The sequence below is a fragment of the Novosphingobium nitrogenifigens DSM 19370 genome (assembly GCF_000192575.1).
GTDB classification, from domain to species: Bacteria; Pseudomonadota; Alphaproteobacteria; order Sphingomonadales; family Sphingomonadaceae; genus Novosphingobium; species Novosphingobium nitrogenifigens.
This window is the reverse complement of sequence record NZ_GL876931.1, coordinates 164,394-190,609: the sequence shown is the minus strand read 5'-3', so window position 1 is coordinate 190,609 and position 26,216 is coordinate 164,394. Positions and strand designations below refer to the sequence as shown.

Below are 26,216 nucleotides of genomic sequence, written 5' to 3'. Positions count from 1 at the left end.
GAAGCAGATCCGACAGCGCCGCGATGAGTTCGTAAAGCTGCCATCGCTCTGAAATCCCCTCGGCCCGCACAATATGGGCAAACGGCTGCAACTCCCTCGGGTCGCCGCAGCTGCAACGAATTGAGGGGCGCCAAACTATTCGCGAAGCGGCACAGGCGCCGCAAGCTGCCGCTGCATGGTCACCAGGATGTTCGAGACATAGTGGATGGTCTCGTTGATGCGAGGCACCCGGCCTGTTGCCCGCACGCGGCCTGCGCCAGCATTGTAGGCTGCCAGCGCCAGATCGAAGCGGCCGAATTCATCGAACAAAGCGCGCAGATAGCGCGCACCACCACGCATGTTCTCGCGCGGGTCCAGGATGTTGCGCACGCCCAGGATACGGGCGCTCGCGGGCATGAGCTGTGCAAGGCCCGTCGCTCCCTTTGGGCTGACGGCCACCGGGTTGTACCGGCTTTCCTGAATGATGAGGGCGTCGAACAGGTGAACCGGCAAGCCAGCCTCGCAAGCCGCTTCCGCCATGGCCGGATACCAGATGGCGCGGCGCAGCTCGGCTGCTGCGGGAAGTTGAGGGCTCGGGGCATAGCGTGGGTAGTCGCATCCATCGCGCGGGCGGGCAGCATCGATAGGTGAGGGGGCGGAGGTAGGCTCAGTGCCCTTGGCCATCTTCTTACGGCGATGACCTATGGTATCGGCTTGATTCAGGGTGTTCTCGGTTCCAAATGCAGCGAACTCATTGACCAAGCCGCCAAAGGCGTCGGGTTTGGGCTGGGTTTCCCTATTGCTCGACCCTGCCACTTGGAGGGAAAATGGTTGCTGACTACCGCTGGCAGAGGGGAAGGCCTTCAGGTCTACCCGCTGAGCGTAAGCGCTGGGAGTGATGGCCAACGTACAGGCGCTGGCTAGAAGCAATCTTAGTGTCATGGCCCAATTCCATGGATGGGCCAGGTTCGGTTATCGCTAAGGTATCATGCGAATTCATGCAGGTTTTGCAAGTCTAGCAAAGCCCGGCTGTTCAAAGGCTATGTCAGCGCTGACGAGGCCGCATATACCACTGCTCAGCTATGCCTGCTTTTCCCGGCAGGAATTCGCGCTAACGGAAAGCCACCTTTCTGTGTATCAGCCGCGCATCAAGGAGAATTGAATGCCCAGCGTCCTATACACCGTCGGCTATGAAGGGGCGGATATCGTCCATTTCCTACGGACATTGCAGGATTGCGGCATTAAACGGCTGATCGACATCCGGGATGTTCCCATATCACGCAAGCGTGGCTTTTCGAAAACAGCATTGGCGAACGCTTTGGAAGAGCAGGGCATCGCCTACATCCACCTCAAGGCACTAGGCGATCCCAAAGCAGGGCGAGAGGCCATGCGCCGTGGGGATTATCCTGCCTTTCTCGAAATCTACTCCTCCCACATCGCAACAACGGAGGGGCAGAAAGCCTTGCGTAAAGCAGTGGAGTTGGCCGAGGAGAGCCCATCGATTCTGCTTTGCTATGAGCGCAGCCCGACGCATTGCCATCGCACAGTGGTCGCAAAAGAAATGGCATTGCTCACCGATTTCACCGTCAAAAACGTGGGGGTCAACCCATGACGGCTCATAGAAGCCTGTGAAAATATGTCTTAAAGGGTTGCGTCCGTCAATGTGGTGTAATTTCGGCGGTGGCCTTGGGTCATCGTCAGGCGGCTTTGGCGGTGATGTGTAGGGGCTGATTTTCCTCCTCGATCATGGGTTGATTGAGTTCGGCCATGCCTTCGATCTGCATGTAGCGATGCTGGAGCTGCCATTCGTCGTTCTGTTCGAGCAGGACCGCGCCGACGAGGCGGACGATGCTGTCCTCGTTCGGGAAGATGCCGACGACATCGGCACGGCGCTTGACCTCCTTGTTCAGCCGCTCGAGCGGATTTGTGGAGTGTAATTTCGTGCGGTGCTGGGTGGGGAAGCCGGTGTAGGCGAGCACGTCGGTTTCGGCCTCGTCCATGCAGGCGCCGAGCTTTGGCCAACGGGTGCGGAGCTGATCGGCGACCTGCCGCCAGACCTGGGTCGCGCTTTTCTGGTCGGGTTGGAGGAAGACCTGCCGGATCGCGGCGGCGACCACGGTGTTCTGGCCCTTGGGCACATAGGACAGGGCATTGCGCATGAAGTGCACCCGGCAGCGCTGCCAGGTGGCACCCATGACACGGGTGATCGCACCCTTGAGGCCCTCGTGGGCATCGGAGATGACCAGCTTCACGCCAGTCAGGCCGCGGCGGACCAGGTCCTTGAGGAAGTCGGACCAGAAGACTTCGGCTTCCGAGGGGCCGATATGCAGGCCGACGATCTCGCGCCGGCCCTCGGTGTTGACGGCCATGGCGATTATTGCGGCGACGCTGATGATCCGCCCGCCTTCGCGCACCTTGAGATAGGTGGCATCGAGCCAGAGATAGGGCCACTCGCCGGTCAGCGGGCGCTTGAGGAAGGCGTGGACGCGCTCGTCGATATCCTTGCACAGTTTGGAGACCGTGGACTTGGAGATGCCGGTCATGCCCATGGCCTGCACCAGTTCGTCGACCCGGCGGGTGCTGACGCCGCCGATCCACGCCTCCTGGATCACCGCGACCAGCGCCTTCTCGACCATCTTCCGGGGTTCCAGGAAGCCGGGGAAGTAGGATCCGGCGCGCAGCTTGGGGATCTTGAGGTTGAGCGTGCCGACACGGGTGTCCAGCGAGCGGTCGCGATAGCCGTTGCGCCATGTGGCCCGCTCCCCACTGCGTTCGTGTCGGCCAGCGCCGATCAGGCCGTCAACGTCGGCCTCCATGATCAGCTGCAACACGTTCTCGGCGATGCTGCGCAAAAAATCCGGTTGGCCGCCCTTCGCAGCCAGCTCTTCGATCAGTAATCTGTCCTCGGTCATCGGGAACTCCTCTTCGTCACGGTTGAAGTGTGCAAACTCCACCATAACGATGAGCCCGGTGGCCACCAGCGACGCCGCATTCCGGGGTGGGGCATGCCCCACCCCGGAATACACCATCGCCTACACCGGAAATTACACCACGAGCGCGGACGCTAGCTCTTAAAGCCCTTAAACTTCATCGATGATTGGTGTTAAAGCTGCGCGGGAATGCTGTTTTTCTGGTGTGGAGAGGCTTATGGCAGTTGTCCGGACCGAGCGCATACTCATTCTATGCAAGACCTATCCGTCGCCCAGCGAGAAATATGCCGAGACATCATGCGTTGCAGGTATGACGCAGTCGGGCGAATTCATCAGGCTATTTCCGGTTCCGTTTCGCCTTATCCGCGACAGCCAGCAATTCCAGAAATGGCAATGGATTTCAGCTCACATCCGCAAAGCCCAGAAGGATCACCGGCCCGAGAGCCACACGGTTTCCGTAGACACCATCACCTTGGACGGCAAGCCGATCAGCACTAAGAACGACTGGGCTGCGCGCCGAAACGAACTGAGCAAACTTCCCCTTTTTGCCGATTTTGCGGCTCTTGAAGCCGCGCGGAAGACTGAAGGCCATACCCTTGCTTTACTTCGTCCGGCGAGAATTGATCGTCTTGAGATCACCAAGGCTGATAGTCCTAACTGGACCGAGGAGGAGCTCAAAAAGTTGGTCAAAGATCAGATCCAAGGCGGACTCTTCGACGAGCAGGATGAACGAGAGGTTCGCTTACTGCGTAAGCTACCGCACAATTTTCACTACCATTATGAATGCGTGGTTGATGGCGAGACGCGCCAATACCGCCATAAGATTGCCGATTGGGAGGCGGGAGCCCTCTACTGGCACTGCGTTGACAAGCATGGCGACGGTTGGGAAGCGCCCTTCAGGCAAAAGCTTGAAACTGATTTGCCGGCTAAGGATCTGCATTTCCTGATGGGGACGATCCATCGCTTTCCGGATCAGTGGCTAATCATTAGCATGATCTATCCCCCAAAAATTTCCACTGACCGCCCTGTTCAGTCCGAGATGATCTTTTAACCGGGTCAATGGGCAACCAGAATGATCAACAAGTGGAGGTAGTGGACGCTCACGCGGGGCAAATTTCTCATATCCACTGGTTATCATAGATTGTCCGGCGCAGGGTGCGTTGCGCTATTTTTGCCCATTCCTCTAGTTGCTCTTCGTGAAATTCAGGATTTTCGAAAATTTCTTCATCATCTTTTGGCGCTGTTACGTGGACCCATGAGTTGCGATATTTTCGTAGATTGTGAATGTCGTCCCGCAGCCCCTGTTCGATAGGTGCGCCGTCGATCAAATCCGCAAGGCGAACACGCTTTCCATAACCATATTCGGCGCGAAGATGGGTCTCGATTGCCGCAGTAGCGGCGATCACGGTTGCTAGATTTGCACCTCCGACAAAGGCATAGTCGCAATCGCGAACGATGAAGGCGCACCACTCCGACATAGTGCTGCCGCCTTTCAACAGTTCGTCATCAAGCGCGGTGATGAATGCCCATTTAGCCTCTGCACTCAATACCTTTTCCTCCAGCAGTGAATCACACACCATTACCCGCAAAGCGGTCCACACAATCAGTTTGCGGCTCTTCATCCAACGACCAATCACGTTGTCGTTCAAAATGTAAAAGTGTGTATTCTTGATCATATCGGTCCGAACGAAAACACATCTCGATGACCGGTTCAGAAAACCAGATTCCAGCAGCCTGATCGATGCCCGATCTCGTGATCTCCGTGAAATCCCGCGTCACTGCGCTGGCCATCGCAGGTAGCTCGAAGATCTCGTTCTTGGTCCGTATATATATGCCGCTTCGCAAAGCGGGTCTGCTGGGCTTAGCCCATTTCGCAAAGCCTTCATTTGACACAACAAGCATCGCACGGGTTTCGGTATATTCAAGCCAGCGAATGATCGCGGCTTCGAGGGAAACGCCGTAGCGTTCAGCCAATTTTCCGAGCTGATCGAAATCGGCGCGACTGCTGCTACGCAGTTGCTTTCGCATGTCATGCAAGGGCATCAGAAGGTCCGCAGCAAAGGTGTCGGCCTCCTCCTCAATGCCCATGCCGCCACGCTGAACCACCGCTTCATCGTCACAGAAAAACCCACCTGTCAGCGCAAGATCCTCATCCACTTTGTGACGATGGAGAATATAGTGCCCAAATTCATGGGCGATGGTAAAAGCGCGACGACCAGGTGACTGACCCTTGTCATAGAGAATACCCCACTTTCTGGGCTTCACATCGCCATAGACCAAAGCTCCGACGCAACCGGGCAGGTTACGTTCCTCGACCAGTTCGATGGCTTCGCTTGGGGCTATCTGGCGGGAGTATTCCAGAGCGAGTGAGGCTACGTCCATGGGTTTGCGGTCAAAGCGATCCGCCCCCAAAACCGCATCCAGCATCTGGGTGATGCGCACGGCTTCCTTATGCGGGCGAAGGCGAGGCGACTGAGTCACGTGTCCTTTTTGGCTCCAAGAATTTTAGCCATTTCTCGCAGCTGACGCCGGGTCTCTTCCGGCATGTGGCTATAGGCCCGGAAAAAAGCCTTGTCTTCAGCCGCCTCGAGCGTCTGCTCATCAGATCCAAGCAACCAGTCGAGCGTGACATCAAGAGCCTTGGCAATAGCAGCCAGCTTTTCAGCGGATGGTCGGGGGGGATTCTTGTTTTCTAGCTCCCAAATGTAGCTTTTTGACGAGTCCGTCGCTTGGGCCAGCTGATCGAGGGTCAGCTTCATAGCCGTGCGGCGCTGCTTGATCCTATCACCAAATTTCATGGGTACGCTGCATTTGTCATTTTCCACAATGTTCGGAGTAGGCGTACTTTACCACCCTTGACAGACGCAGGCAAGCGACCCATTTTGTTCGGAGTAGCGATACATGGAATAACCAAGATGTCGAACTGATCGGACAAGTGGAGAAAATGATGAACGCCCCGATTGCCAGCCAAGGCCGCAACCCTTTCGACGATCCCGTCGACCGGATTCTCGCCGAAATCGCTCTGAGCGCTCAACTTCCGCCTTCTCTCCACCGCAAGGCGGTAGGCCGCTACGAGGCGGTGAGGAAGTATCTGGAGGCAGATGCCGCTTTCAATGGTGAGATCGAGCATTTCTATCCGCAAGGCTCGATGGCGATCGACGGAACTATTTCCACGCGCGGCACCGATGACGAATATGACATCGACATTGTTGCGCAGTTGGGCGGCCGCTTCCGGACAATGGATCCCTTGTCGATCCTTAAGGAGTTGGAGCGTGCGCTGAAGGATTACCCGGTCCGTAAAGTGGTTCGTCAGACACGGTGCGTAACCCTTTACTACGCAGACAATATGCATCTCGATGTCACGCCGTCCTTGAGGGTTTATGGCACGGCTGATCGAGAAAGTTACATCACACATGCCAAGGGCCCGTTTGTCGGGCCAAACGATCAGTTTGTTGACATGAACGCTTACGGCTTTGCCGGGTGGTATCGCGCAAATACGCCGCTTGAGCCGCGTCTGGCAAAGGCGTTTCGCGATCGCTGGTTCGCCATGGACTCGGCTTTGGCCAAGGCTGCGGAGATCGATGAGGTCCCGGAGCAATGCGACTTTGTGGTCAAGAACACCGCGACTTTGGCCCTTCAACTGCTCAAGCGCTATCGCAACATTTGCTATGCGCATTACGATGGTCGTATCCCGCCCTCGGTCATGCTCTCTTATTACGCGGGGGTTTCTGCCCGTCCGAATATGTCGCTGTCGGATATGCTGGTGCGGGTGGCGAACTGGATCAAGGGCGACATCGATGAAGCCAACCGGCGCGGTCGGCTTCTCCATGTGGCCAATCCGGTCACGCCCGCCGACGTTTTTACGGATCGATGGCCTGCCTCCTTCGTGCAGCAGGAAGAGCTTGCCAGGCATCTTGAGCGTCTTGTCGTCGGGGTTGAAGCCGCAAAACGTGGTGAAGTTACCCCTGACAAGCTGACAAATTGGCTGCGAGCGCAGTTCGGGGACAGGGTGGTCACCATGGCTGTCGATCGCATGGCCAACACGATCGGGCAAAGTGTGCAGGACGCTGCGCATGGCTATTCACGAAAGGGAGGCCTCATTCTTCCTGCTGCAGCCGCGACCGGCATGGCTGTCGCTCCGTCGGTGGTCCGGGCAAGTCCCCATACCTTTTTCGGCGAAAGGATCTGATTATGGGCGCGCTGAGCATGAAGCAGCAGCGCGCACGTATGAAAGCCTTATGGCCAGGATTCGCGGAACGGCGGATTGATTTTGAGCAGAAATCCGTGCGCTGGGTTGGTCAGTGCCGCCCTCAGTTCATGCCTTACACACTGGATGTCCGCTATCAGTTGGGAGGTTTCCCGGAGGTGCGTGTCCTGAAGCCTGAACTCGTTCGGCTTCCCGGAAACGCCGAAGGCAGTTTGCCTCATGTCTATCCCCCTGCGGACGACCCCACGCTTTGCCTCTTCGATCCAGCTGAAAATCAGTGGAATAGTTCCATGTTTATCGCCGAGACGACCTTGCCTTGGGCTTACGATTGGATCGTTTGCTATGAAATGTGGCTCATGACCGGACGCTGGACGGGCGGAGGAAGGCATGGTCCGGCGCGCCAGATAGGAGTTATCTCGTGACCTATTGTCCTCCTAGACGTTCTGCCGGCACCATCGAACACACCCGCGTCAAGCAGCCTTGGCCGGAAGGGCGCCCCTTCAAGATCCTGTCAATTGATGGTGGGGGTATCAGAGGTGTCTTCCCTGCCGCATTTCTCGCCGAGATCGAGCAGCGCTTCCTGGGCGGAGGATCCATTGGCAATCATTTCGACATGATCGCCGGAACTTCGACGGGAGGGATCATCGCTCTGGCTCTTGCCAAAGGTATGTCCGCCCGCGAGGCCTTGAAGATTTACGAGGCACGCGGTGCCCGCATCTTCCCGCGACTGTCAGTCCTTGGACGATTGTGGCGTTGCCTTAGCTGGACACGACGCCCCAAGCACGATCAATCCGTGCTGATGAATGAATTATTGGAGGTGTTCGGTGAGGGCTTGATGGATGATGCCCGATGCCGACTGGTCATCCCCAGCTTCGAAGGGCGGCACGGCGAGCCCTTTTTGTACAAAACGCCCCATCATCCCGATTATCAGAAGGACCGGCACAAAAGGCTGGCTCATGTCGCGCTCCATACAACGGCCGCACCGACGTATTTCTCGGGCGTTGCGGATGACGGCCATGTAATGCTCGATGGCGGACTGTGGGCCAACAACCCGGTGATGAACGCTGTGGTTGATGTGCTGGCCTGTTATGAAGTCCGTCGGGAGGACATTCGTGTCTTGTCGCTAGGGACCGGAAGCGAAAGTTTTTCGGTCACCGATCGTGTGCGGCGCGGCGGCATTTTCCATTGGGTCATGCTCCGGGCTTTCAAGGCTGCGTCGAGGGCTCAATCGCTCAATGCATTGGGGCAGGCATTTCTTCTTTTGGGCAAGAGGAACGTCTTGCGGGTTGACGCGCCCGAGGCTGCTAAGCCCATTGCATTGGACGATGTGCAGCGCTCTCTTACCGAACTTCCTGCCCTCGCTCGAAGCATGGCAGATGCAACAGGCCGCCATGTCTGGGAGGTCTTTCTGCAGGATAAGGTTGAGCCTTTTGTGAAATGCCCGTTAAGTTCATCGTGATTGAGCACGATCCGGCAGGTATGCTGGTCCCGTTTTTCAAGGCAGGTCAACATGAGCAAACTGACCATCGAATATGTCTGGAGGCAGCAAAAGGACATTCCGGTGATCCTTCGCCGGACCGGCAAAGGACAAATGTTGCGGCTGCGCATGCCGTATTCCGATGACAATCGGCGATGGCTCCAGAACGACCGGCGCACCATTCCGGCCTGGCTTGCCAGCAAACAGTGCTGGGAAATTCCGAAATCCTGGTTCGACGATTTCGTGGATCGAGCGTTGGGCCGGTTTGGGAAGCTATATGTCGTGCAGCCTTATCGAGAGCAGGAAAAATGCGCTCATCAGTGCCGCAATGCAAAAGGTCATGAGTGTCAATGTTCTTGCATGGGCCAGTATCATGGGCAGGGCGATGACGGATCTTGGTTTGATGTCACGGATACGTTTTCCACACGCTGGGGCGAGCAATCAGTAGCATGCCGTCTTATGACGGCTCGGGTGCCATCACCATAATCATCTGTTTTTAATCTCTATTTTTAGCCTTCAGCTTATGAATGTAGGGCAGTTAGCCCCCTTTCACTGATCGGAAGCCGCCCTTCCGGTTCGTCCTTCATTCATTGCGGTTCGTGGTTGTCTCGTTCGATATACTCCGCCCGCCCGTCGCGATGGACGACCCAGCGGCCAAACCTCTTTTCGGCCTGATCGACGATCCAAATTGGCAGTAGGAGAGAGGCAAAGAGGGTGGCTGTGGTTTTGACCTCGAAGAGGCCTTTGAAAAGGGCGAGGGCCAAGGCGATAAGAGCCAAGGTCGCTGCCCCAAGAGCTATGGCTTTGACGATGCCAATGTACCTCGGGATCAAGTGATGACGTACGCGTTCGAGTTCATCCTTTGCCTGCCTCGTCTCCTGCCGTAGCGCGAGGCGGTCAGCCATCAGCTTTTCTACCGGAGGGTTTACCGCCTTCATTGCAGCTAAGAGGCGTTCATCGGCAATCGGTGGTAACTGGTTGTCGTTCATCTCAGGCGCTCAGGGCAAAAATCTTCTCACTCATGGCAGGGCTGATCTCGCCATGCTCCAGCAGGTATTGAAACAGCGCGCCGCCGAGTTTGATAAGGGCGTCCTGTTCCACATCGTCGCCACCGCGGCTCAGGAAAGCCCAAGCGGTCGCGATTGAACGGGCATAGATACTGTCCAAGCTTTCGGCGTCAGGCCGACCTTCGCCGGTCAAAAGCCAGTTTGCGCTGACGCCATAGACCTGGCTGAAGGCGAGGATCGCCGAGGCCGGAGGCTCACGCCCCTTTTCATAATTGACCAAGGCGCCGTGCGAAATGCCGATCGCTTCCGCGACATCGGTTTGCTTCAGCCCTTTGGCCTTCCGGATCTCCAGAAAACGCGCGCCGATGCTCATCCTGCACCCGTGCACGATTCCGCCTTGACGAAACTCACAAACATGAGTTACTCCAATAATTGTGAGTTTCTGCCAAACTCCAGATACAAACTACTACAGAGGTGCTAGTCATGCAATTGCTGACACTGCCAAAGCTGGCCGCGCGCAGCGGTTGGCCGGAGTCTCGCGTCCGTCGCATGGTCGCGCGGGGTCTGCTCTCCCATATTCGCATCAACGGTCGGCTCCTTCTGCCGGAAACCGCCATCGAAGATTATGTGGCAAACCACTTTGTGGCCGCCGCCGGTCGATCAACCCCGATGGGGCGGCTCACCCTAGCCAGTCCGGCGCAAGACCCTGATCCCAGAAACTAACCAAAGAGGAGCTCTTGGAATGGCTGTCCTCTCATCCATTCTCGATTCCGGGAGGCCGCCCAGCGAGTGGGTTGAGTTGCTGTCCACCCGGGGCCTTGTCATTTCCGAACGAGCATTGCGCGAGAAGGCCAACCGCATCGGTGCCTTCCACCGGCTCGGACGGAACATGATCATCACCGCCGATCAGATCGACCAAATTCTGGAATATCGCAAACCATGCCCCTCGAACCGTTCCGCAGAGGCCCCACGTGGTGGGCGCGCGGGCGCGTCGAATATCTCGGCGCCCCCATCACCGACTACTATCGATGCAGCACTGGCGCATCTGAAGAAGCAGGCGCGTGGGACTGGTGCCGTGCCGAGGAAGAGAGGCAAATACGCCGCCACGTCCTAGGCGAGGATGCCGAAGCGCAGCCGCCAGCCAAGTTCACACTCGCTGATGCTGTGCTTCTCTACAAGCCGAGCGAGGCGGATGCTGGGTATCTCGTTCCAATCCTGACCAAGCTTGGCTCGATGGCTGTCGCAGACATTACGCCCAAGCTCGTGCGTGAACTGGGCGAGGAGCTCTATCCAGAGGCATCGACAGACACGTGGGTTCGTCATGTCGTGACACCCGTTCGATCTGTCATAAACAATGCGCATGACCTTGGCCATTGCGCGCCGATCCGCATCAAGGGCTATTCCAAGGAGGAGCGCGTTGCGCAGGATCTCAAGCGCGGTCGGAAAAGTCGGGTCAAGAAGACGCCGGGAAGTTGGGAGTGGCTTCTCAAATTCCGCCAGCACGCGCCGCGGCGTCACGCTGCTTTGGCCATGTTCATGTTCATGACGGGGGCGCGGATCAGTCAGGCCGTGGCGATGCATCCCGACCGTCATTTGAGGCTGGATCAGAACATGGTCTGCATCCCGGCGGCCAAAGGGCACGATGATCGCTGGATCACGGTCCCACAGGAATTGGTCAGGGAGCTGGCCTCCCTACCTAGACTTTATCCGCGCGGGTTCGACCGCACGCAGGACAATTTGCGAGTCTTCGGTTTCGCAGATCGATCAAGCCCTCGAAAGGGATGGGCCAAGGCCTGCAAACTGGCTGGCATCGATCTGCTGCCATTTCACGCCGCCGGGCGCCATGGCTTCGGTCAGGAAATGAACGTGCGGCAGGGCATCGACGAGAAGGCTGCGGGTGAATTCGGCGGGTGGTCCGACACCAGTCTGATGCGCAGAACTTATACCCACGCCGAGCAGACGGCCGAGAAAATTCACGAGGCGCAACTGCGCGGCCTGAGGGCCGCCGAGGAGCGGACCAAGCTGACTCTGTTCAACGCTGGCGCCAGCAAAAAGAAGGAGAGAGCGTGATGGCCGTGTACGCGATTTGTACGGGCTCGATGCGAAATGAGGCGTTTGTTCCCGTTATTTTCCGCTTTGAAAATTTTTTCGGGAAAATCAGTTCCCATAAAATCCCCTTATTTCAGAGGGTTTTATGGTGGGCGCGGCAGGGATTGAACCTGCGACCCCACCCGTGTGAAGGGTGTGCTCTACCGCTGAGCTACGCGCCCGTCCGTGATGGGCCGCGGGCGAAACGCCTTTTGGCCGGGACAGGGGCGCGCCTCTATCGCCTTGACGCACGATTGACAAGTGGGGGCGGAAAGATATTTGCGCATGTCCCATGACCGAGCCCGAAACCACTCCGCCCGTCGAAACCGTCGCTGCCGGCGATGTTCCGCCCGACCACCTCGCGATCAATCCGCGCAGCCCGCATTTCGATGCGGAAAAGCTGCGTCGGGGCATCGGCATCCGTTTCAAGGGCGTCGTGCGCAACAATGTCGAGGAATACTGCATTTCCGAAGGCTGGGTGCGCGTGCAGGCAGGCCGCACCACCGACCGCAAGGGCAATCCCCTGACGCTCAAGCTCACCGGCCCGGTCGAAGCCTGGTACGAAGATCTCGGTGAAAACCCGCCGGTCGCCAAGATCTGAGTTTTTTCGACGCGGATTTCAACGCGGCAGCAGGATCGCCCGCTGCCGCGTTATCAATCCCGTCAGCCACGATTTGAACGCCCGGACCCGCGCCAGATTGTGGGTATCCTTGTGCGTGACGAGCCAGAACGTGCGGGTGATTCGCCGTTCGGGCAGGACCGGCACCAGCATTTTGTCCGCATCGCCCATGAAACAGGGCAGAACCCCGATTCCCGATCCGGCGGCGACCATGCGCGCCTGCGCGATGATCGAGGGCGAGCGCAGCGCGGCGACAAGGCCGGGCTCGAATTCGGAAAGATAGCGCAGCTCGGGCGCATAGAGCAGGTCGGGGACATAGCCGATCAGCCGGTGCCCGACGGCAAGGTCGGCCGGAGCGGCAGGCGTTCCCATCTGCGCCAGATAGCCGCGCGTGGCATAGAGCCCCAAGGTGTAATCCGACAGTTTTCCCGCGATCACCGGCCCCGCGCGCGGGCGTGACAGGGTCACGGCGAGATCGGCCTCGCGCTTGGAAGGGCTGAGCAGGCCCGACGAGGCGACCAGATCGATGGTGAGGCGCGGAAAGGCTTCGACGAAGCTCTTGAATGCGGGCGCGACAAGCGCGGTCGCGAAACCTTCGGTCAGGCTGACGCGCAAGTGTCCCGCAGGACCGCCGCCGCCGCTTGCCTGTTCGGCGATCCGGCTTGCCGCCTGTGCCATGGCCTCAACTTCGGCGAGCAGGGCTTCGCCCGCTTCGGTCAGGATCTGCCCCTCGCGCGTCTGTTCGAACAGCGTGGCGCCGAGGCGGGTTTCGAGACGGCGCAGCCGCCGCCCGATGGTGGTGGCGTCACATCCCAGACTCGCGCCCGCGCGGGCCAGTTGGCCAGAGCGGGCGACCGCGAGAAAGGCCTGATAGTCGTTCCAGTCAGGTGCCTGCATAATTGCAGGCATGGATCGCATTTTGCGGTGTTGCATGCAAGTGTGCGAGCGGGCAATCCCTGTCTCAACAGAGGCGGCGCCGAAAAAGCCGCACAAAAAACAAGACCTTTTGAGAGAGGATGCCGTTCCATGCGCCTGATCGACCATTTCATCGCCGGGGGAACCGCAGGATTGCCGACCGATCGACGCGGGCCTGTCTATGATCCCAACACCGGGGCGGTGCAGGCCGAAGTCGTTCTTGGCGATGCCGCCGTGCTCGAACGCGCAGTGGCGGCGGCGTCTGCCGCACAGCCCGCCTGGGCCGCGACCAATCCGCAGCGCCGGGCGCGCGTCCTGTTCCGTTTCAAGGAACTGATCGAGGCCGAGATGGCCGCGCTCGCCCATCTGCTGTCGAGCGAACACGGCAAGGTTGTTGCCGACGCGAAGGGCGACATCCAGCGCGGCCTCGAAGTCGTCGAATTCGCCTGCGGCATTCCCCACGCGCAAAAGGGGGAATATACCGAAGGCGCAGGACCGGGGATCGACGTCTATTCGACGCGCCAGCCGATCGGGATCGGGGTCGGCATCACTCCGTTCAATTTCCCCGCGATGATCCCGCTGTGGATGGGCGCGGTGGCGGTGGCGACGGGCAATGCCTTTATCTGCAAGCCCTCGGAACGCGATCCGTCGGTGCCGGTGCGACTGGCCGAACTCTTTCTCGAAGCTGGCCTGCCCGAAGGGATCTTTCAGGTCGTCCACGGCGACAAGGAAATGGTCGACGCCATTCTCGACCACCCGGCAATCGGCGCGATCAGTTTCGTCGGCTCGTCCGACATTGCCCAATATGTCTATAGCCGGGGGGCTGCCGCCGGAAAGCGGGTGCAGGCCATGGGCGGCGCCAAGAACCACGGCATCGTCATGCCCGACGCCGATCTCGATCAGGTGGTCAGCGATCTGGCCGGGGCGGCCTTCGGCTCGGCGGGCGAACGCTGCATGGCGCTGCCGATCGTGGTGCCGGTCGGGGCGGACACTGCCGAACGGCTGAAAGCCAAGCTGATCCCCGCGATCGAGGCGCTCAAAGTCGGCGTATCGACCGATCCGGACGCCCATTACGGGCCGGTGGTGACCGCCCAGCACAAGGCGCGGGTCGAGGACTGGATCGCCCGCGCGGTCGAGGAAGGATCCGAACTGGTCGTCGACGGGCGCGGCTTGGTGCTTCAGGGGCATGAGGACGGCTTCTTCGTTGGCCCGACCCTGCTCGACCACGTGACCGACACGATGGAGAGCTATCACAACGAGATTTTCGGCCCGGTGCTGCAGATCGTGCGGGCGGACACCTTCGAAGAGGCGGTCGCCTTGCCCAGCCGTCACCAATACGGAAACGGGGTCGCGATCTTTACCCGCAACGGCCATGCCGCGCGCGAATTTGCCCGCCGCGTCAATGTCGGCATGGTCGGGATCAATGTCCCGATCCCGGTTCCGGTCGCCTATCACACCTTCGGCGGGTGGAAGCGCTCGGCCTTTGGCGACACCAACCAGCATGGCCTCGAAGGCGTGCGGTTCTGGACCAAGGTCAAGACCATTACCCAGCGCTGGCCCGATGGGACCGTCGATGGAGGCAATGCTTTCGTCATTCCGACAATGGGTTGATATTATACGCGAGAGCTGCGCCGGTTGTTCGGCGATGTGCGGAGCGGTTATGGCTTGTGCCCCGCTGTCGTTGACGGTGCAGCGGGGGATCCAATCGCAGGGATCGGGGTCTGCTTCGGCAGGCTCGCCTGCCGCCGGAGCACACGAATCATGACCGACCTTTTCAGCCTGACCGAAGACCAGATCGCCATTCAGGACATGGCGCGCCGGTTTGCCGCCGATGCGATCGTGCCCCATGCGTCCGGGTGGGACGAGCGCCACGAATTCCCGCGCGAGACGATCCGCATGGCGGCCGAACTGGGTTTCGCGGCGATCTATGTCAGCGAGGAAGCCGGCGGGATCGGTCTCGGGCGGCTGGAAGCGGCGCTGATTTTCGAAGCCTTGGCCTATGGCTGTCCGACGACTTCGGCATTCCTGTCGATCCACAACATGGCCTCGTGGATGATCGACCGTTTCGGTCATGCCGACCTCAAGGCGCGCTATCTGCCCGGACTGGTCGGCATGGACCTGATGGCAAGCTATTGCCTGACCGAGCCGGGGTCGGGTTCGGACGCAGCGGCCTTGCGCACGACGGCGCGGCGCGAGGGCGACCATTATGTCGTATCGGGAACCAAGCAGTTCATTTCCGGTGGCGGGGTCAATGATCTCTATGTCACCATGGTCCGCACGGGCGAGCCGGGGCCGAAGGGGATTTCCTGCCTCGTCATCGAACGCGACATGCCCGGCGTCAGTTTCGGTGCGCCCGAGCGCAAGCTCGGCTGGAACGCATCGCCGACTGCACAGCTCATTCTCGACAACGTGCAGGTTCCGGTCGCGAACCGCGTGGGCGAGGAAGGCGAAGGTTTTCGCTTTGCCATGGCCGGGCTTGATGGCGGGCGACTCAATATCGGCGCCTGCTCGCTGGGGGGCGCACAACGCTGCCTCGACGAGGCGATCGCCTATGTAAAATCGCGCAGCCAGTTCGGCCGGACCATCGCCGAATTCCAGAATACGCAGTTCCAGCTTGCCGACATGGCGACCGATCTGGAAAGCTCTCGCGCGCTGCTTTACCTTGCGGCGGCCAAGGTTTCGGCCGACGCGCCCGACAAGACCCGCTTTTCGGCAATGGCCAAGAAACTGGCGACGGACAACGGCTCGTCGATCGTCGATCGTGCACTGCAACTCTTTGGCGGCTATGGCTATCTCAAGGACTATCCGATCGAACGGTTCTGGCGCGATCTTCGCGTCCACCGTATTCTGGAAGGAACCAACGAAGTCATGCGCATGATCGTGGGACGGGAGCTCTTGAAGTGAGCGCACCCGAAATGACTGCAGAAGCTGTCGCGACCGAGGAAGTGCTGGTGCGGCGCGAAGGCGCCACCGGGGTCCTGTCGCTCAACCGCCCGCGGGCGATCCACGCGCTCAATCTCGGCATGGTCCGCGCGATGACGCAGGCCTTGCTGGCATGGCGCGACGATCCGGCAGTGGCGCTGGTGGTGATCGACCATGCCGAAGGACGCGGGTTTTGTGCCGGTGGCGACATCGCCATGATGCGCCATTCCGCGCTGAGCGATGGTGGGGCCGAAGGGCGGCGGTTCTTTTTCGAGGAATATCGCCTCAATCACTTGATCCTCACGTATCCAAAGCCGGTCGTGACGTTCATGGACGGCATTACCATGGGCGGCGGGGTCGGTATTTCGGGACCTGCGACGTATCGCATCGCGACCGAAGCGACGCGGCTGGCCATGCCGGAATCGGGCATCGGCCTGTTCCCCGATGTCGGCGGCGGCTGGTACCTGTCGCGCCTTTCCGGGCGGCTCGGGCAATATCTTGCACTGACCGGTGCGCGGCTCGATGGGGCCGAATGCCTGTGGGCGGGGCTCGCCACGCATTACCTGCCGTCTTCCGCTCTTGCCGAGGTCAAGGCGGAGCTGGCAGCTCGCCCCGACGAGATCACCGCGATCCTCCATCGTCATTCGGTCGTGCCGGGCGACGTGAAGATTGCCGCGCAGGTCGGGGAAATCGACCGCACGTTCGCCTCGGACAGCTACGAGACCATTCTGGGCGAGTTGCGCGAGGAAGCTGGGCGGGGCAGCGAATGGGCCGGCGCGACGCTGGCGACGCTGCACACCAAGAGCCCGCAGACCTGCAAGGTCGCGCTGCGCCAGTTGCGCGACAGTCTTGATTGCGAGGATTTCGCCGCCAACATGGCGATGGAATATCGCATCGCCAGCCGCGTGCTGACTTTGCCCGATTTCGCCGAAGGCGTGCGGGCCGTCATCATCGACAAGGACAATGCGCCCCAGTGGACGCCGTCGACACCCGAGGAAGTGAGCGAGGATGCGATCGACGCGATCTTTGCCCCGCTTCCCGCCAACGAGGAATGGACACCGCTATGAGCTATGAAACGATCCTGGTCGAAACCCGGGGCCCGGTCACGCTGATCACGCTCAACCGGCCCAAGTCGCTCAACGCACTCAATTCGAGCGTGTGCGAAGACCTGATCAAGGCGTTCGCGGCTTTCGAGGCCGACCCCGACCAGCGTTGCGCGATCGTGACCGGCTCGGGGGAAAAGGCTTTCGCCGCCGGTGCCGACATCAAGGAAATGGCCGACAAGCCTGCCGCCGCGTTCTTTTCGGAGGACTTCTTCTCGCGCTGGACCAGCCATGTGGTCAAGGCGACGCGCAAGCCGTGGATCGCGGCGGTCAACGGCTTTGCCCTTGGCGGCGGGTGCGAGCTGGCGATGATGGCCGATTTCATCATTGCCTCGGAAAACGCGAAGTTCGGACAGCCCGAAGTCAAGCTGGGCATTGCCCCGGGCATGGGCGGTTCACAGCGTCTGACGCGCGCCATCGGCAAGGCCAAGGCGATGGAAATGTGCCTGACCGGGCGCATGATGGACGCCCATGAAGCCGAGCGTTCGGGCCTTGTCGCCCGTGTCGTGCCGCTGGCCGACCTGCTCGACGAGACGTTGAAGACGGCCGAGGCGATCGCGGCGATGCCGCCGCTGGCCGCGATCGGCTGCAAGGAACTCGTCAACGCCGCGTTCGAAACGACGCTGGACCAGGGGCTCCTGTTCGAGCGCCGCGTGTTCCAGGTCCTGACCGCGACCGAGGACAAGGCCGAAGGCATGGGCGCTTTCATCGAAAAGCGCGCGGGCGTATTCAAGGGTAAGTGATGCGGGACAGGGGGCTTTGCTCCCTGTCTTGTTCGGTCATTCCGGTGGAACCGGAATGACCGGGCCAGCGCCGCGCCGGAAATTCGCCACGGGCGGATTTCGACAACATCAAAATAAAAGGAGAGGATGTCATGCGCATTGCGTTCATTGGCCTGGGCAACATGGGCGGTGGAATGGCGGCCAATCTGGCAAAGGCTGGGCATCGCGTCGATGCTTTCGACCTTGCCGATGCCGCGCGCGAGCGGGCTCGGGTGGCCGGGTGCGTGCCTCACACCAGCATTGCGACGGCCGTTGCCGAAGCCGAAGTCGTCGTCACCATGCTGCCTGATGGAAAGATCGTCCGCGCGGTTTATGAGCGTGACGTGCTCGAATGGGTTCCTGCCGGGGCCTTGCTGATCGATTGTTCGACGATCGACGTGGCGTCTGCCCGTGCCGTTGCCGATCTGGCCGCGGCCAAGGCGCACCCGATGGTCGATGCGCCGGTGTCGGGCGGGATCGCGGCGGCCAATGCGGGCACGCTGACATTCATGGTCGGGGGCGATGATGCGGCCTTTGCCGCTGCCGAGCCGATCCTTGCGGCGATGGGCAAGGCGGTGATCCATGCCGGGGGCGCAGGCGCCGGACAGGCGGCCAAGATCTGCAACAACATGCTGCTCGGCGCGTCGATGGTGGCCACGGCCGAAGCCTTTGCCATGGCGGAAAAGCTCGGCCTCGACTTGCAGACCTTCTACGACATTTCCTCGAAAGCCTCGGGGCAGTGCTGGTCGATGACGAGTTATTGCCCGGTGCCCGGCGTCGGGCCGGTGACGCCTGCCGACAACGCGTACCAAGGCGGTTTCGCGACCGCGCTGATGCTCAAGGATTTGCGTCTGGCCATGGCCGCTGCTGCCGACACCGGCGCGAACGTGCCGATGGGCAAGCGGGCCGAGGAACTCTATGCCGCTTTTGCCGAGGCGGGGAATGCCGCGCTCGATTTCTCGGCGATCATCGGGACTCTGCGGGAATAAGCACCCCGCCCAGGAGAAGCGAGAGAATGACCTGCTTGGCGGTGTCGAATTCGGCACGGGTCAGGCGTGACACGCCCAGCACCGCTTTTACTTGCGGGGCGAAATCGGAATAGTGCTGGGTCATGGCCCAGATCATGAAGACGAGGTGGTAGGGATCGACCGGGCGCATTTTTCCCGCGTTGATCCACCCCTCGACAATGGCGGCAAAGGCGCGTGCCCTGTCGCGCAAGGTAGTCTGCAGCCGCGCCTTGATGAACGGCGCGCCGTCGAGCATTTCATGAGCGAAAACGCGTGAGGCTTCCGGTTCTTTCCGCGAAATTTCCAGCTTGTGCTCGATATAGGTGGTCAGTTCCTGTGCCGGGTCCCCGGCGGGGTCGATGTTCTCCAGCGGTTCGAGCCAGACTTCGAGCGTCTTTTCCAGAACGCTTTCGTACAGGTCGGCCTTGGTCTTGAAATAGTGGTGCAGGTTCGACTGCGACATGTCGGCCAGGTCGGCGATCTTTTCCATGGTCGCCCCGCTGAACCCGTGGTCGGCGAAGACCGCGATGGCGCATTGCAGGATCGTCTTTTCATTGCGGATCTGGATGCGCGTTCGCCTGGGGGCTGCCAGCGTGTTGTCCTTGCTCATCGGTCCCACCTTTTGCGCCCGTGCCGGGGCATCCGTCATCCCCTGCGCCGGTCCGACGCAGCCCGAGATCCTCTCTTCGCTAGGCGGAGCAGGGCGCGCCGTCCAGCACGCCTTTGCGGTGGGTTTGCGGGCATTCCACCCTATTACGCAGATGCGGCAAAAACCTCGTCAATGACTCTTGTCAAATTTCGATCGTTTAATCAAAGTTCGATCAGGCAAATGATTCGTGATTCCACGATCGAAAAGCCTTTCCCCACCCAGATTCCAGGGAGCCTTCCGTGCGGTCCCCCCACGTTGTCGTGCCGTTTTCCTTTCGGGCAGCCCTGGGGCAATTGCGGCCCGCTCTTTCCAGATAACCTGTCTTCCCGAGGAGTGCGTGAACATGCAGGTTGGCGTCTTTCTTCCGATCGGGAACAATGGCTGGCTGATTTCCGAAACCGCGCCGCAATACCTGCCCAGTTTCGATCTCAATCGCGAAATCGCGCAAAAAGCCGAAGGGTTCGGGCTCGATTTCGTGCTGACGATGATCAAGCTGCGCGGCTTTGGCGGCAAGACGCAGTTCTGGGAGCATAATCTGGAAAGTTTCACGCTGATGGCCGGGCTTGCCGCGGTCACCAGCCGGATCCGGATCTTCGCGACGGCGGCCACGCTCACGCTGCCGCCCGCGATCGTGGCGCGCATGGCGGTGACGATCGATTCGATCAGCCACGGGCGTTTCGGCGTCAATCTCGTCACCGGATGGCAAAAGGCCGAGTACGACCAGATGGGCCTGTGGCCGGGCGATGATCACTACCTCAAACGCTATGACATGCTGGGCGAATATGCGCAGATCCTGCGCGATTTGTGGGAAACCGGGCGCAGCGATTTCAAGGGCGACTATTTCCGGATGACCGATTGCCGGGTCAGTCCGAAGCCGCAAGCAGAGATGAAGATCATTTGCGCGGGCAGCTCGGATGAAGGTCTGGCCTTTGCCGCGGCCCATGCCGATTACGCGTTCTGTCTGGGCAAGGGCGTCAACACGCCGACCGCTTTTGCCGGGGTCAACGCCCGGTTGGCCGCCGCGACGGCAAAGACGGGGCGGCATGTCGAGACGTTCGTCCTGATGATGGTCATTGCCGCCGAGACCGATGCCGAGGCCGAGGCGAAATGGCGGCTTTATTGCGATGGCATCGACCACGAAGCGGTCGCCTGGCTGGTCGAACAGAGCCGCCCCAATGCGGTTTCGCCCACGACCAATGTCAACCAGTTGAGCGACGCGGCGTCCGCCGTGAACATCAACATGGGCACGCTTGTCGGCTCTTACGCAACTGTCGCTCGGATGCTCGACGAGATCGCGCAAGTGCCCGGAACCGGCGGGGTCCTCTTGACTTTTGACGACTTCGTCGAGGGCATCACGGCCTTCGGCACGCGGATCCAGCCGCTGATGCAAAGCCGCCGCCATGTCGCCCCGCTTCAGGCGGAGTGATCCCTTTTCCCCTCAAACCGCACAGCCGGTCTCAGATCCCAGGACCCGGACATGCCCCCCTTGCCGATCATCATCGATTGCGATCCCGGTCAGGATGACGCGATCAATCTCCTGCTTGCCTTTGCCTCGCCCGAAGCCGTCCGCGTTCTTGCGGTGACGACGGTCGCCGGGAACGTCCCGGTCGAACTGACGCAGCGCAATGCGCGGCTCGTCTGCGAACTGGCCGAGCGGGAGGATGTGCCGGTCCATGCCGGTTGCGCGCGGCCCTTGATGGTCAGTCCGCTGACCGCCGAACATGTCCACGGCGATACCGGCATCGACGGGCTTCCCGTCCATGAACCGGCCATGCCGTTGCAGCCGCTTCATGCGGTCGATTTCCTTGTCGAAACGCTGCTCGCGACGGACGAGCCGATCACACTGGTGGCGACGGGGCCGCTGACCAATCTGGCGCTGGCGCTGGCGCGCGATCCCGGGATCGCGCGGGGGATCGAGCGGATCGTGCTGATGGGCGGGGCCATGCGCGAAGCTGGCAACATCACCCCTTGCGCTGAATTCAACATGCGCGCCGATCCCCATGCGGCCGACATGGTGCTGCGCTCGGGCGTGCCGATCGTCATGCTCGGGCTCGACGTCACGCATGAATTGCTGGTGACGCGGACGCGGCTTGCACGGATGAAGGCGATCGGCAATCCGGTCGCGCGGGCCGCACACGACATGCTTGCCTTTTCCGAGCGCTACGATCTTGCCAAATACGGCAAGGACGGCGCGCCGCTGCACGATCCCTGCACCATGGCCTGGCTCTTGCGCCCGGACCTTTTCCGCACGCGCGCCTGCCATGTCGCCATCGAAACCGGATCGCCGCTTACGCTGGGGCACAGCGTCGTCGATTTCTGGAATGTCGAGGCCGGTCCGCGCCATGTGCAATGGGCCCATGAAGTCGATGCTGAGGGCTTTTTCGATCTTCTGTTCGAACGGTTGGCGCGTTTCAGCGTCGTTTCGTGTGCCGTGACCGGCTGACATCGCATCGGGGGGTATTGATGAGCGCAACCGCAGACATACCGGTCGTTTCGCTGGATCTTCACGCGCACGACGCCGACCGGTTCGGAGCGGCGCTGGGGGACACATTCCGCCGTTTCGGCTTTGCGGTTGTCGCCGATCACGCGATCCCCGTGCCCCTTCTGGCCGAGGCCGACGCGCAGATGCGGGCGCTGTTCGCTTTGCCGGTCGAGGTCAAGCGCGCCTGGTACAGGCCCGACCTTGCCGGTGCGCGCGGCTATACCCCGTTCGGCATTGAAGGCGCCAAGGGAGCCGCCCACCGCGATCTCAAGGAGTTCTGGCAGATGGGCCGGGACGAAGAGAGCCCGGGTGCAATGGCCAATCTCTGGCCCGCACAGCTGCCTGGTTTTCGTCCGGCCTTTGCGGCGCTGTTCGGAGAATTCGAACGGGTCGGGGCGGCGGTCCTGTCGGGCGTGGCGCGGCATCTGGGTCTTGCCGACGACTGGTTCGTCGATGCGGTGACCGGCGGGAACAGCACGTTGCGACTGCTCCATTATCCTCCTGTCGAAATCGAGGGGGCGGGCGTCCGGGCGGGGGCGCACGAGGACATCGATCTCGTCACGCTGCTTCTGGGGGCGGAGGAAGCCGGGCTCGAACTGCGCGATCGCGAAGGACGCTGGCTTGCCGTCCGTCCGCCCGAAGGCGCGCTGGTCATCAATGTCGGGGACATGCTCCAGCGCCTGACCAATCATGTCCTGCCGTCGACCACGCACCGGGTGGTCAATCCGCCTGAAACCCGCCGTGGGATTGCGCGCTATTCCATGCCCTTTTTCCTGCATCCGCGCCCGGACTTCCTGATCCGGACGTTGCCGCAATGCATCGGGGTGGGGGAACCCGACCGTTATCCGGAACCGATTACCGAACGCGCGTTTCTGGAACAGAGATTGTATGAAATCGGGTTGAAGAAAAATCCGAAAGAGGAGCTTGGGGTAAACTAACGGATTAATACCATCCGTTTTAATTAAAATTGTGTTGCGAATTATTTCTGAAGTGACTTAAAAAATAAATTCCAGCGAGGAAACTGTCATCACTTAACGGCGTCGAAAATCGACTTCGCCGAATGATGGTATTTATCAAAAACATTTTTGGAACTGGGCCGTTTATTCGGGGAGACCAACTGTGGCTTCAAGACTTTTCTGGACGACATCCGTCTGTGCGTTAAGCCTGACGGCATTTTCCACCATGGCCATGGCCGCCGATGCGGAAAGCCCGGCACCACCGGCCGGCGAAGCTGCCGCAGGCGATACCGGTGGGGGCGACATCGTGGTCAGTGCGCGCAAACGCAAGGAAAACCTGGTCGATACGCCGCTCGCCATTTCCGCCTATAGCGGGGACACGCTGACGGCACGCGGGGTGCCCGACATCCACCAGCTCGACACGATCGTGCCCAGCCTGACCGTCACCAATTTCGGGGCGGGGAATGTCAGCGATGCGACGCTGTTCATTCGCGGCATCGGGACGGCCGACCACCTGATCCTGACCGATCCGGGCGTCGGGGTCTATGTCGACGGCGTCTATCTGGGGCGTTCGATGGGGGCCAATCTCGACCTCACCAATATCGATCACGTCGAAGTGCTGCGCGGGCCGCAGGGGACCCTGTCAGGGCGCAACACGCTGGGCGGCGCGGTCAACGTGGTCACGCGCGAACCCAACGACAGCGAACATTACGAGTTCTTCGGCTCGCTCGGCACGCGCCTGCGCGCGACGGCGGGCTTTTACGGCAACGTGCCGATTACCGACACGCTGTCGATGTCGCTGACCGGGTCGTTCGACCACCGCAACGGAATCGGCAAGTTCGTCAACCTGCCGGGTGAAAGCACCGGTGTCGGGCAGATCGACAAGTTCGGCGGGCGTCTTGCATTGAAATGGCAGCCGAGCTCGAAAGTCTCGTTCCTGCTCGCGGTCGATGGCAGCGATGGGCATTACGGGCTTAGCCCGATGAAGAACGTGGTCATCAATCCCAACGGGTTCTCGGGGTTGCAGGCTTCGGACCTTCCGGTCAACGAGAACGACAACGGCACCGAGAATTACCAGCTGGCCAAGACCAGCTCGCGCGATCTGGGCGTGTCGCTGACCTCGACGATCAAGTTCGACGATCACCTTTCGCTCAAGATCATCGGCAGCGAACGCTACAGCGCCTATAGCGGGGGTCTCGACGACGATGATTCCGCGATCGCCTTCTCCGAATATCCCGAAACCGGATATGCCCGCCAATATACCGCCGAAGGCGCGTTGAACGGGGAATATGGCCGGTTCGATTTCGTGACCGGCATCTATTTCTTCAGCGAGCGGGGCGACGCGAACCAGCCGAACTATGTCTATCTCGGCTCGCCGGGTGACTTCTATGTCTATCAGAACACGCGCAGCTGGGCCTATTACGCCCATGGCGGGTTCCAGATCACGCGCGACCTGAAACTGTCGGGCGGCCTGCGCTATACCGACGACCACAAGAACGCCTATGCCTATATCGCCTGCTGCCTTGCGCCCGGGGCGACGCGGACCAACAACTGGAACGCGGTGACATGGGACGTGGCGCTCGACTACAAGATCCGCCGCGATCTTGCCGCCTATGCGACGATCCAGCGCGGGTATGAAAGCGGCGGCTATCCGGCGCGGCCCTATGGCGGCGCGGCGACGTTCATCGCCTATAACCCGACTTATGCCACCAACTACGAAATCGGGCTCAAGGGACGGCTGGGCCATGTCCTGCGCTTTTCGTCGGCGCTGTTCTATACCCAGTACAAGGACCTGGCCCTGCAATACAGCCAGACCACGGCCGACGGCTATCTGACCATCACCGCCAATGCCGGGCGGTCGCGCACCTGGGGCGTCGAGTTCGAAGGCAATCTCGACCTGACCAAGGTTTTCAGCATCTCGACCTCGATGAGCTATAACAACGCCAAGATCACCCAGGTCGATCAGGGCGTGATCGGCATCGTTGCGGGCGACATTCCGCAGCATACCCCGCGCTGGACCGTGGCGGTCGGCCCGCAGGCCCGGGTCCCGCTGGCTTCGGGATCGATCCTGACCGCGCGGGTCGATACCTCGTTCCGCTCGAGCATGTATGGTCAGTCGTCGAACAACGGCTGGAACTACATCAAGCCTCGCTATCTCACCAATTTCGACCTCTCGCTTGAAATTCCCAAGCGGGGCCTGACGGTGTCGGTCTACGGCAAGAACATCTTCAACGAAGTCTACGACACCGCGCGCATCGACCAGTACGATGCGGGCTTTATCGAAGTGATCCGCAGCAACGACCGCAGCGAGTTCGGCGTGCGGGTGCGCAAGACGTTCTGATTTCCCCATTTCCCCAAACTGCGGCGCCGGGAATTCCACTCCGGCGCCGTTTTTTGTCTTTATTGCCCGAAATTAACGGCGATCGAGAAATGGAGGTCGGCGTCTGCCCAGTCGGCTGGAGGCGGCGGGCATGGGGACGCGGCGCGCAGGGCACGCAGGGCAGCGCGGTCAAGCATGGCGATGCCGCTCGATGTGGAGACGCTGGTCTCGGTAACGCGGCCGCTGCGGTCGAGCGTGAAGGAAACGGTTGCGCTGCCCGTCAGCGGCAATCCGGTGGGGCGGTGGGCGGCGATATGGCTCCACAACCGGGCGGTATAGGCCGCGCGGGCCGTTGTGCCGGGTTCTGGAGAACGGGGTGGCCGCGTCTCGGGAAGAGATGCGGGAGCTTCCACGCGAGCGACTGGTTGGGCCGGTGCAGCGGATGGAGCGGGAGTGACGGACTGGGGTTCGGGCTCGGCTTGCTCTGTCGGTTGCGGGGCAGGCAGCGCCGGGGGCAAGGCGTGGCTCGGTAGGGCAGGGCTCGGGCCCGATGCGGCGATCCGGCGTGCGGGGGCGGGCATGGGCCGAGGCGCCTGTGTGGGCGGGGTCGGAGAGGGCAGCGTGATCAGGGCGACGGCCGGGCCTTGGGGGGACGGCCCGGCCATCGCGCCTCCGAGATGCAGCAGCAGGCCAAGGCCCGCCGCATGCACCGCGGTCGTGCCGAGGACCGCGACGAAACGGCGCCGGACATCATGCCGGGGAAGGCTCGCCATCGCATGCGCGGTCCCGGACAC

The 26,216-nt window shown here is 60.8% G+C and carries 28 protein-coding genes and 1 tRNA gene; 18 read left to right on the top strand and 11 right to left on the bottom strand.

Annotated elements, in window-relative coordinates:
- Positions 1-135 precede the first annotated feature (135 nt).
- On the bottom strand, positions 136-885 hold the full coding sequence (locus Y88_RS19580; protein WP_232280987.1) for a lytic transglycosylase domain-containing protein: 750 nt from the start codon (positions 883-885) through the stop codon (positions 136-138).
- Positions 886-1,141: 256 nt separating this feature from the next.
- On the opposite strand from Y88_RS19580, the gene Y88_RS08850 reads away from it, so the two are divergent.
- Positions 1,142-1,591, top strand: a complete 450-nt coding sequence (locus Y88_RS08850) for a DUF488 domain-containing protein (RefSeq protein WP_008068481.1) — start codon at positions 1,142-1,144, stop codon at positions 1,589-1,591.
- Between the two features lie 85 nt (positions 1,592-1,676).
- Here the strand turns inward: Y88_RS08850 and Y88_RS08845 are convergent, their stop codons facing one another.
- Complete coding sequence (locus Y88_RS08845; RefSeq protein ID WP_026167000.1) at positions 1,677-2,891, bottom strand: IS256-like element ISSpma2 family transposase; 1,215 nt, start codon at positions 2,889-2,891, stop codon at positions 1,677-1,679.
- A 235-nt stretch (positions 2,892-3,126) separates the two neighbouring features.
- On the opposite strand from Y88_RS08845, the gene Y88_RS08840 reads away from it, so the two are divergent.
- The gene (locus Y88_RS08840) at positions 3,127-3,960 is read left to right on the top strand and encodes a hypothetical protein (protein ID WP_008068479.1); all 834 of its coding nucleotides are present in this window, start codon (positions 3,127-3,129) and stop codon (positions 3,958-3,960) included.
- Between the two features lie 67 nt (positions 3,961-4,027).
- On the opposite strand, the gene Y88_RS08835 is transcribed toward Y88_RS08840, so the two are convergent.
- The 3 genes from Y88_RS08835 to Y88_RS08825 are packed head-to-tail and all read right to left on the bottom strand — an operon-like array spanning position 4,028 to position 5,707.
- Positions 4,028-4,531 (bottom strand): hypothetical protein, encoded by a 504-nt coding sequence (locus tag Y88_RS08835; protein ID WP_198133341.1) that lies wholly within the window; start codon positions 4,529-4,531, stop codon positions 4,028-4,030.
- A complete protein-coding gene (locus Y88_RS08830) occupies positions 4,479-5,351 on the bottom strand; it encodes an ImmA/IrrE family metallo-endopeptidase (protein WP_008068477.1) in 873 nt (290 codons plus the stop codon). Before Y88_RS08830 ends, Y88_RS08835 begins: the two co-directional genes overlap by 53 nt.
- Before the next feature lie 35 nt (positions 5,352-5,386).
- The gene (locus Y88_RS08825; RefSeq protein WP_018075906.1) at positions 5,387-5,707 is read right to left on the bottom strand and encodes a helix-turn-helix domain-containing protein; all 321 of its coding nucleotides are present in this window, start codon (positions 5,705-5,707) and stop codon (positions 5,387-5,389) included.
- 146 nt (positions 5,708-5,853) lie between these two features.
- Here Y88_RS08825 and Y88_RS08820 point away from each other — a divergent pair, with 146 nt between their 5' ends.
- The 4 genes from Y88_RS08820 to Y88_RS18915 are packed head-to-tail and all read left to right on the top strand — an operon-like array spanning position 5,854 to position 9,079.
- Entirely contained in the window at positions 5,854-7,098 is a 1,245-nt protein-coding gene (locus Y88_RS08820; protein ID WP_018075905.1) for a nucleotidyltransferase domain-containing protein, read from the top strand.
- Between the two features lie 2 nt (positions 7,099-7,100).
- The gene (locus Y88_RS08815) at positions 7,101-7,538 is read left to right on the top strand and encodes a hypothetical protein (protein WP_018075904.1); all 438 of its coding nucleotides are present in this window, start codon (positions 7,101-7,103) and stop codon (positions 7,536-7,538) included.
- The gene (locus Y88_RS08810; RefSeq protein ID WP_008068472.1) at positions 7,535-8,575 is read left to right on the top strand and encodes a CBASS cGAMP-activated phospholipase; all 1,041 of its coding nucleotides are present in this window, start codon (positions 7,535-7,537) and stop codon (positions 8,573-8,575) included. Before Y88_RS08815 ends, Y88_RS08810 begins: the two co-directional genes overlap by 4 nt.
- 51 nt (positions 8,576-8,626) lie before the next feature.
- Positions 8,627-9,079: a hypothetical protein gene (locus Y88_RS18915; protein WP_081458648.1), complete on the top strand. Its 453-nt coding sequence runs from the start codon at positions 8,627-8,629 to the stop codon at positions 9,077-9,079.
- A gap of 101 nt (positions 9,080-9,180) precedes the next feature.
- On the opposite strand, the gene Y88_RS08805 is transcribed toward Y88_RS18915, so the two are convergent.
- Both Y88_RS08805 and Y88_RS08800 read right to left on the bottom strand, forming a co-directional pair.
- A complete protein-coding gene (locus Y88_RS08805) occupies positions 9,181-9,582 on the bottom strand; it encodes a hypothetical protein (RefSeq protein ID WP_018075900.1) in 402 nt (133 codons plus the stop codon).
- Position 9,583: 1 nt separating this feature from the next.
- Entirely contained in the window at positions 9,584-9,973 is a 390-nt protein-coding gene (locus tag Y88_RS08800) for a helix-turn-helix domain-containing protein (protein ID WP_008068470.1), read from the bottom strand.
- A 110-nt stretch (positions 9,974-10,083) separates the two neighbouring features.
- On the opposite strand from Y88_RS08800, the gene Y88_RS18910 reads away from it, so the two are divergent.
- Together Y88_RS18910 and Y88_RS08795 are read left to right on the top strand one after the other, a co-directional pair.
- Positions 10,084-10,323, top strand: a complete 240-nt coding sequence (locus tag Y88_RS18910) for a helix-turn-helix domain-containing protein (RefSeq protein ID WP_157132617.1) — start codon at positions 10,084-10,086, stop codon at positions 10,321-10,323.
- 216 nt (positions 10,324-10,539) lie between these two features.
- The gene (locus Y88_RS08795; protein ID WP_018075899.1) at positions 10,540-11,670 is read left to right on the top strand and encodes a tyrosine-type recombinase/integrase; all 1,131 of its coding nucleotides are present in this window, start codon (positions 10,540-10,542) and stop codon (positions 11,668-11,670) included.
- Between the two features lie 125 nt (positions 11,671-11,795).
- Here the strand turns inward: Y88_RS08795 and Y88_RS08790 are convergent.
- Positions 11,796-11,870 (bottom strand) — tRNA-Val (locus tag Y88_RS08790).
- 110 nt (positions 11,871-11,980) lie between these two features.
- Here Y88_RS08790 and Y88_RS08785 point away from each other — a divergent pair.
- The gene (locus tag Y88_RS08785; RefSeq protein ID WP_008068465.1) at positions 11,981-12,289 is read left to right on the top strand and encodes a DUF3297 family protein; all 309 of its coding nucleotides are present in this window, start codon (positions 11,981-11,983) and stop codon (positions 12,287-12,289) included.
- Between the two features lie 18 nt (positions 12,290-12,307).
- Here Y88_RS08785 and Y88_RS08780 read toward each other — a convergent pair whose 3' ends face one another.
- Positions 12,308-13,216 (bottom strand): LysR family transcriptional regulator, encoded by a 909-nt coding sequence (locus tag Y88_RS08780; RefSeq protein WP_018075898.1) that lies wholly within the window; start codon positions 13,214-13,216, stop codon positions 12,308-12,310.
- 117 nt (positions 13,217-13,333) lie between these two features.
- On the opposite strand from Y88_RS08780, the gene Y88_RS08775 reads away from it, so the two are divergent.
- The 5 genes from Y88_RS08775 (at position 13,334) to mmsB (ending at position 18,997) form a co-directional block, all read left to right on the top strand.
- Positions 13,334-14,833: a CoA-acylating methylmalonate-semialdehyde dehydrogenase gene (locus Y88_RS08775; protein WP_008068463.1), complete on the top strand. Its 1,500-nt coding sequence runs from the start codon at positions 13,334-13,336 to the stop codon at positions 14,831-14,833.
- A 150-nt stretch (positions 14,834-14,983) separates the two neighbouring features.
- Complete coding sequence (locus Y88_RS08770) at positions 14,984-16,126, top strand: acyl-CoA dehydrogenase family protein (RefSeq protein WP_008068462.1); 1,143 nt, start codon at positions 14,984-14,986, stop codon at positions 16,124-16,126.
- Between the two features lie 11 nt (positions 16,127-16,137).
- The gene (locus tag Y88_RS08765; protein ID WP_026166999.1) at positions 16,138-17,211 is read left to right on the top strand and encodes an enoyl-CoA hydratase/isomerase family protein; all 1,074 of its coding nucleotides are present in this window, start codon (positions 16,138-16,140) and stop codon (positions 17,209-17,211) included.
- Complete coding sequence (locus Y88_RS08760) at positions 17,208-17,990, top strand: enoyl-CoA hydratase-related protein (protein WP_018075897.1); 783 nt, start codon at positions 17,208-17,210, stop codon at positions 17,988-17,990. The genes Y88_RS08765 and Y88_RS08760 overlap by 4 nt, the downstream gene beginning before the upstream one ends.
- A 131-nt stretch (positions 17,991-18,121) precedes the next feature.
- Entirely contained in the window at positions 18,122-18,997 is an 876-nt protein-coding gene (gene mmsB, locus Y88_RS08755) for a 3-hydroxyisobutyrate dehydrogenase (RefSeq protein WP_008068455.1), read from the top strand.
- Here mmsB and Y88_RS08750 read toward each other — a convergent pair.
- Positions 18,975-19,625, bottom strand: coding sequence for a TetR family transcriptional regulator C-terminal domain-containing protein (locus Y88_RS08750; RefSeq protein WP_232280986.1), 651 nt, complete (start codon positions 19,623-19,625; stop codon positions 18,975-18,977). The two genes, mmsB and Y88_RS08750, sit on opposite strands and share 23 nt — an antisense overlap.
- Before the next feature lie 382 nt (positions 19,626-20,007).
- Between Y88_RS08750 and rutA the strand changes: the two genes are divergently transcribed.
- The 4 genes from rutA (at position 20,008) to Y88_RS08730 (ending at position 25,443) form a co-directional block, all read left to right on the top strand.
- Complete coding sequence (gene rutA, locus Y88_RS08745) at positions 20,008-21,090, top strand: pyrimidine utilization protein A (protein WP_018075896.1); 1,083 nt, start codon at positions 20,008-20,010, stop codon at positions 21,088-21,090.
- Positions 21,091-21,141: 51 nt separating this feature from the next.
- Positions 21,142-22,107, top strand: a complete 966-nt coding sequence (locus tag Y88_RS08740) for a nucleoside hydrolase (protein WP_008068452.1) — start codon at positions 21,142-21,144, stop codon at positions 22,105-22,107.
- A gap of 20 nt (positions 22,108-22,127) precedes the next feature.
- On the top strand, positions 22,128-23,084 hold the full coding sequence (locus tag Y88_RS08735; protein ID WP_008068451.1) for an isopenicillin N synthase family dioxygenase: 957 nt from the start codon (positions 22,128-22,130) through the stop codon (positions 23,082-23,084).
- A gap of 244 nt (positions 23,085-23,328) precedes the next feature.
- Positions 23,329-25,443: a TonB-dependent receptor gene (locus Y88_RS08730; protein ID WP_008068450.1), complete on the top strand. Its 2,115-nt coding sequence runs from the start codon at positions 23,329-23,331 to the stop codon at positions 25,441-25,443.
- A gap of 59 nt (positions 25,444-25,502) precedes the next feature.
- Here Y88_RS08730 and Y88_RS18905 read toward each other — a convergent pair whose 3' ends face one another.
- Positions 25,503-26,216: a TonB family protein gene (locus Y88_RS18905; protein ID WP_157403869.1), complete on the bottom strand. Its 714-nt coding sequence runs from the start codon at positions 26,214-26,216 to the stop codon at positions 25,503-25,505.

Coding starts and splice junctions, on each gene's coding strand:
- Y88_RS08850 (WP_008068481.1), top strand. CDS start 1,142: ATGCCCAGCGTCCTATACACCGTCGGCTATGAAGGGGCGGATATCGTC.
- Y88_RS08845 (WP_026167000.1), bottom strand. CDS start 2,891: ATGACCGAGGACAGATTACTGATCGAAGAGCTGGCTGCGAAGGGCGGC.
- Y88_RS08840 (WP_008068479.1), top strand. CDS start 3,127: ATGGCAGTTGTCCGGACCGAGCGCATACTCATTCTATGCAAGACCTAT.
- Y88_RS08835 (WP_198133341.1), bottom strand. CDS start 4,531: ATGAAGAGCCGCAAACTGATTGTGTGGACCGCTTTGCGGGTAATGGTG.
- Y88_RS08825 (WP_018075906.1), bottom strand. CDS start 5,707: ATGAAATTTGGTGATAGGATCAAGCAGCGCCGCACGGCTATGAAGCTG.
- Y88_RS08820 (WP_018075905.1), top strand. CDS start 5,854: ATGATGAACGCCCCGATTGCCAGCCAAGGCCGCAACCCTTTCGACGAT.
- Y88_RS08815 (WP_018075904.1), top strand. CDS start 7,101: ATGGGCGCGCTGAGCATGAAGCAGCAGCGCGCACGTATGAAAGCCTTA.
- Y88_RS18915 (WP_081458648.1), top strand. CDS start 8,627: ATGAGCAAACTGACCATCGAATATGTCTGGAGGCAGCAAAAGGACATT.
- Y88_RS08805 (WP_018075900.1), bottom strand. CDS start 9,582: ATGAACGACAACCAGTTACCACCGATTGCCGATGAACGCCTCTTAGCT.
- Y88_RS08800 (WP_008068470.1), bottom strand. CDS start 9,973: ATGAGCATCGGCGCGCGTTTTCTGGAGATCCGGAAGGCCAAAGGGCTG.
- Y88_RS18910 (WP_157132617.1), top strand. CDS start 10,084: ATGCAATTGCTGACACTGCCAAAGCTGGCCGCGCGCAGCGGTTGGCCG.
- Y88_RS08795 (WP_018075899.1), top strand. CDS start 10,540: ATGCCCCTCGAACCGTTCCGCAGAGGCCCCACGTGGTGGGCGCGCGGG.
- Y88_RS08785 (WP_008068465.1), top strand. CDS start 11,981: ATGACCGAGCCCGAAACCACTCCGCCCGTCGAAACCGTCGCTGCCGGC.
- Y88_RS08780 (WP_018075898.1), bottom strand. CDS start 13,216: ATGCCTGCAATTATGCAGGCACCTGACTGGAACGACTATCAGGCCTTT.
- Y88_RS08775 (WP_008068463.1), top strand. CDS start 13,334: ATGCGCCTGATCGACCATTTCATCGCCGGGGGAACCGCAGGATTGCCG.
- Y88_RS08770 (WP_008068462.1), top strand. CDS start 14,984: ATGACCGACCTTTTCAGCCTGACCGAAGACCAGATCGCCATTCAGGAC.
- Y88_RS08765 (WP_026166999.1), top strand. CDS start 16,138: ATGACTGCAGAAGCTGTCGCGACCGAGGAAGTGCTGGTGCGGCGCGAA.
- Y88_RS08760 (WP_018075897.1), top strand. CDS start 17,208: ATGAGCTATGAAACGATCCTGGTCGAAACCCGGGGCCCGGTCACGCTG.
- mmsB (WP_008068455.1), top strand. CDS start 18,122: ATGCGCATTGCGTTCATTGGCCTGGGCAACATGGGCGGTGGAATGGCG.
- Y88_RS08750 (WP_232280986.1), bottom strand. CDS start 19,625: ATGAGCAAGGACAACACGCTGGCAGCCCCCAGGCGAACGCGCATCCAG.
- rutA (WP_018075896.1), top strand. CDS start 20,008: ATGCAGGTTGGCGTCTTTCTTCCGATCGGGAACAATGGCTGGCTGATT.
- Y88_RS08740 (WP_008068452.1), top strand. CDS start 21,142: ATGCCCCCCTTGCCGATCATCATCGATTGCGATCCCGGTCAGGATGAC.
- Y88_RS08735 (WP_008068451.1), top strand. CDS start 22,128: ATGAGCGCAACCGCAGACATACCGGTCGTTTCGCTGGATCTTCACGCG.
- Y88_RS08730 (WP_008068450.1), top strand. CDS start 23,329: ATGGCCATGGCCGCCGATGCGGAAAGCCCGGCACCACCGGCCGGCGAA.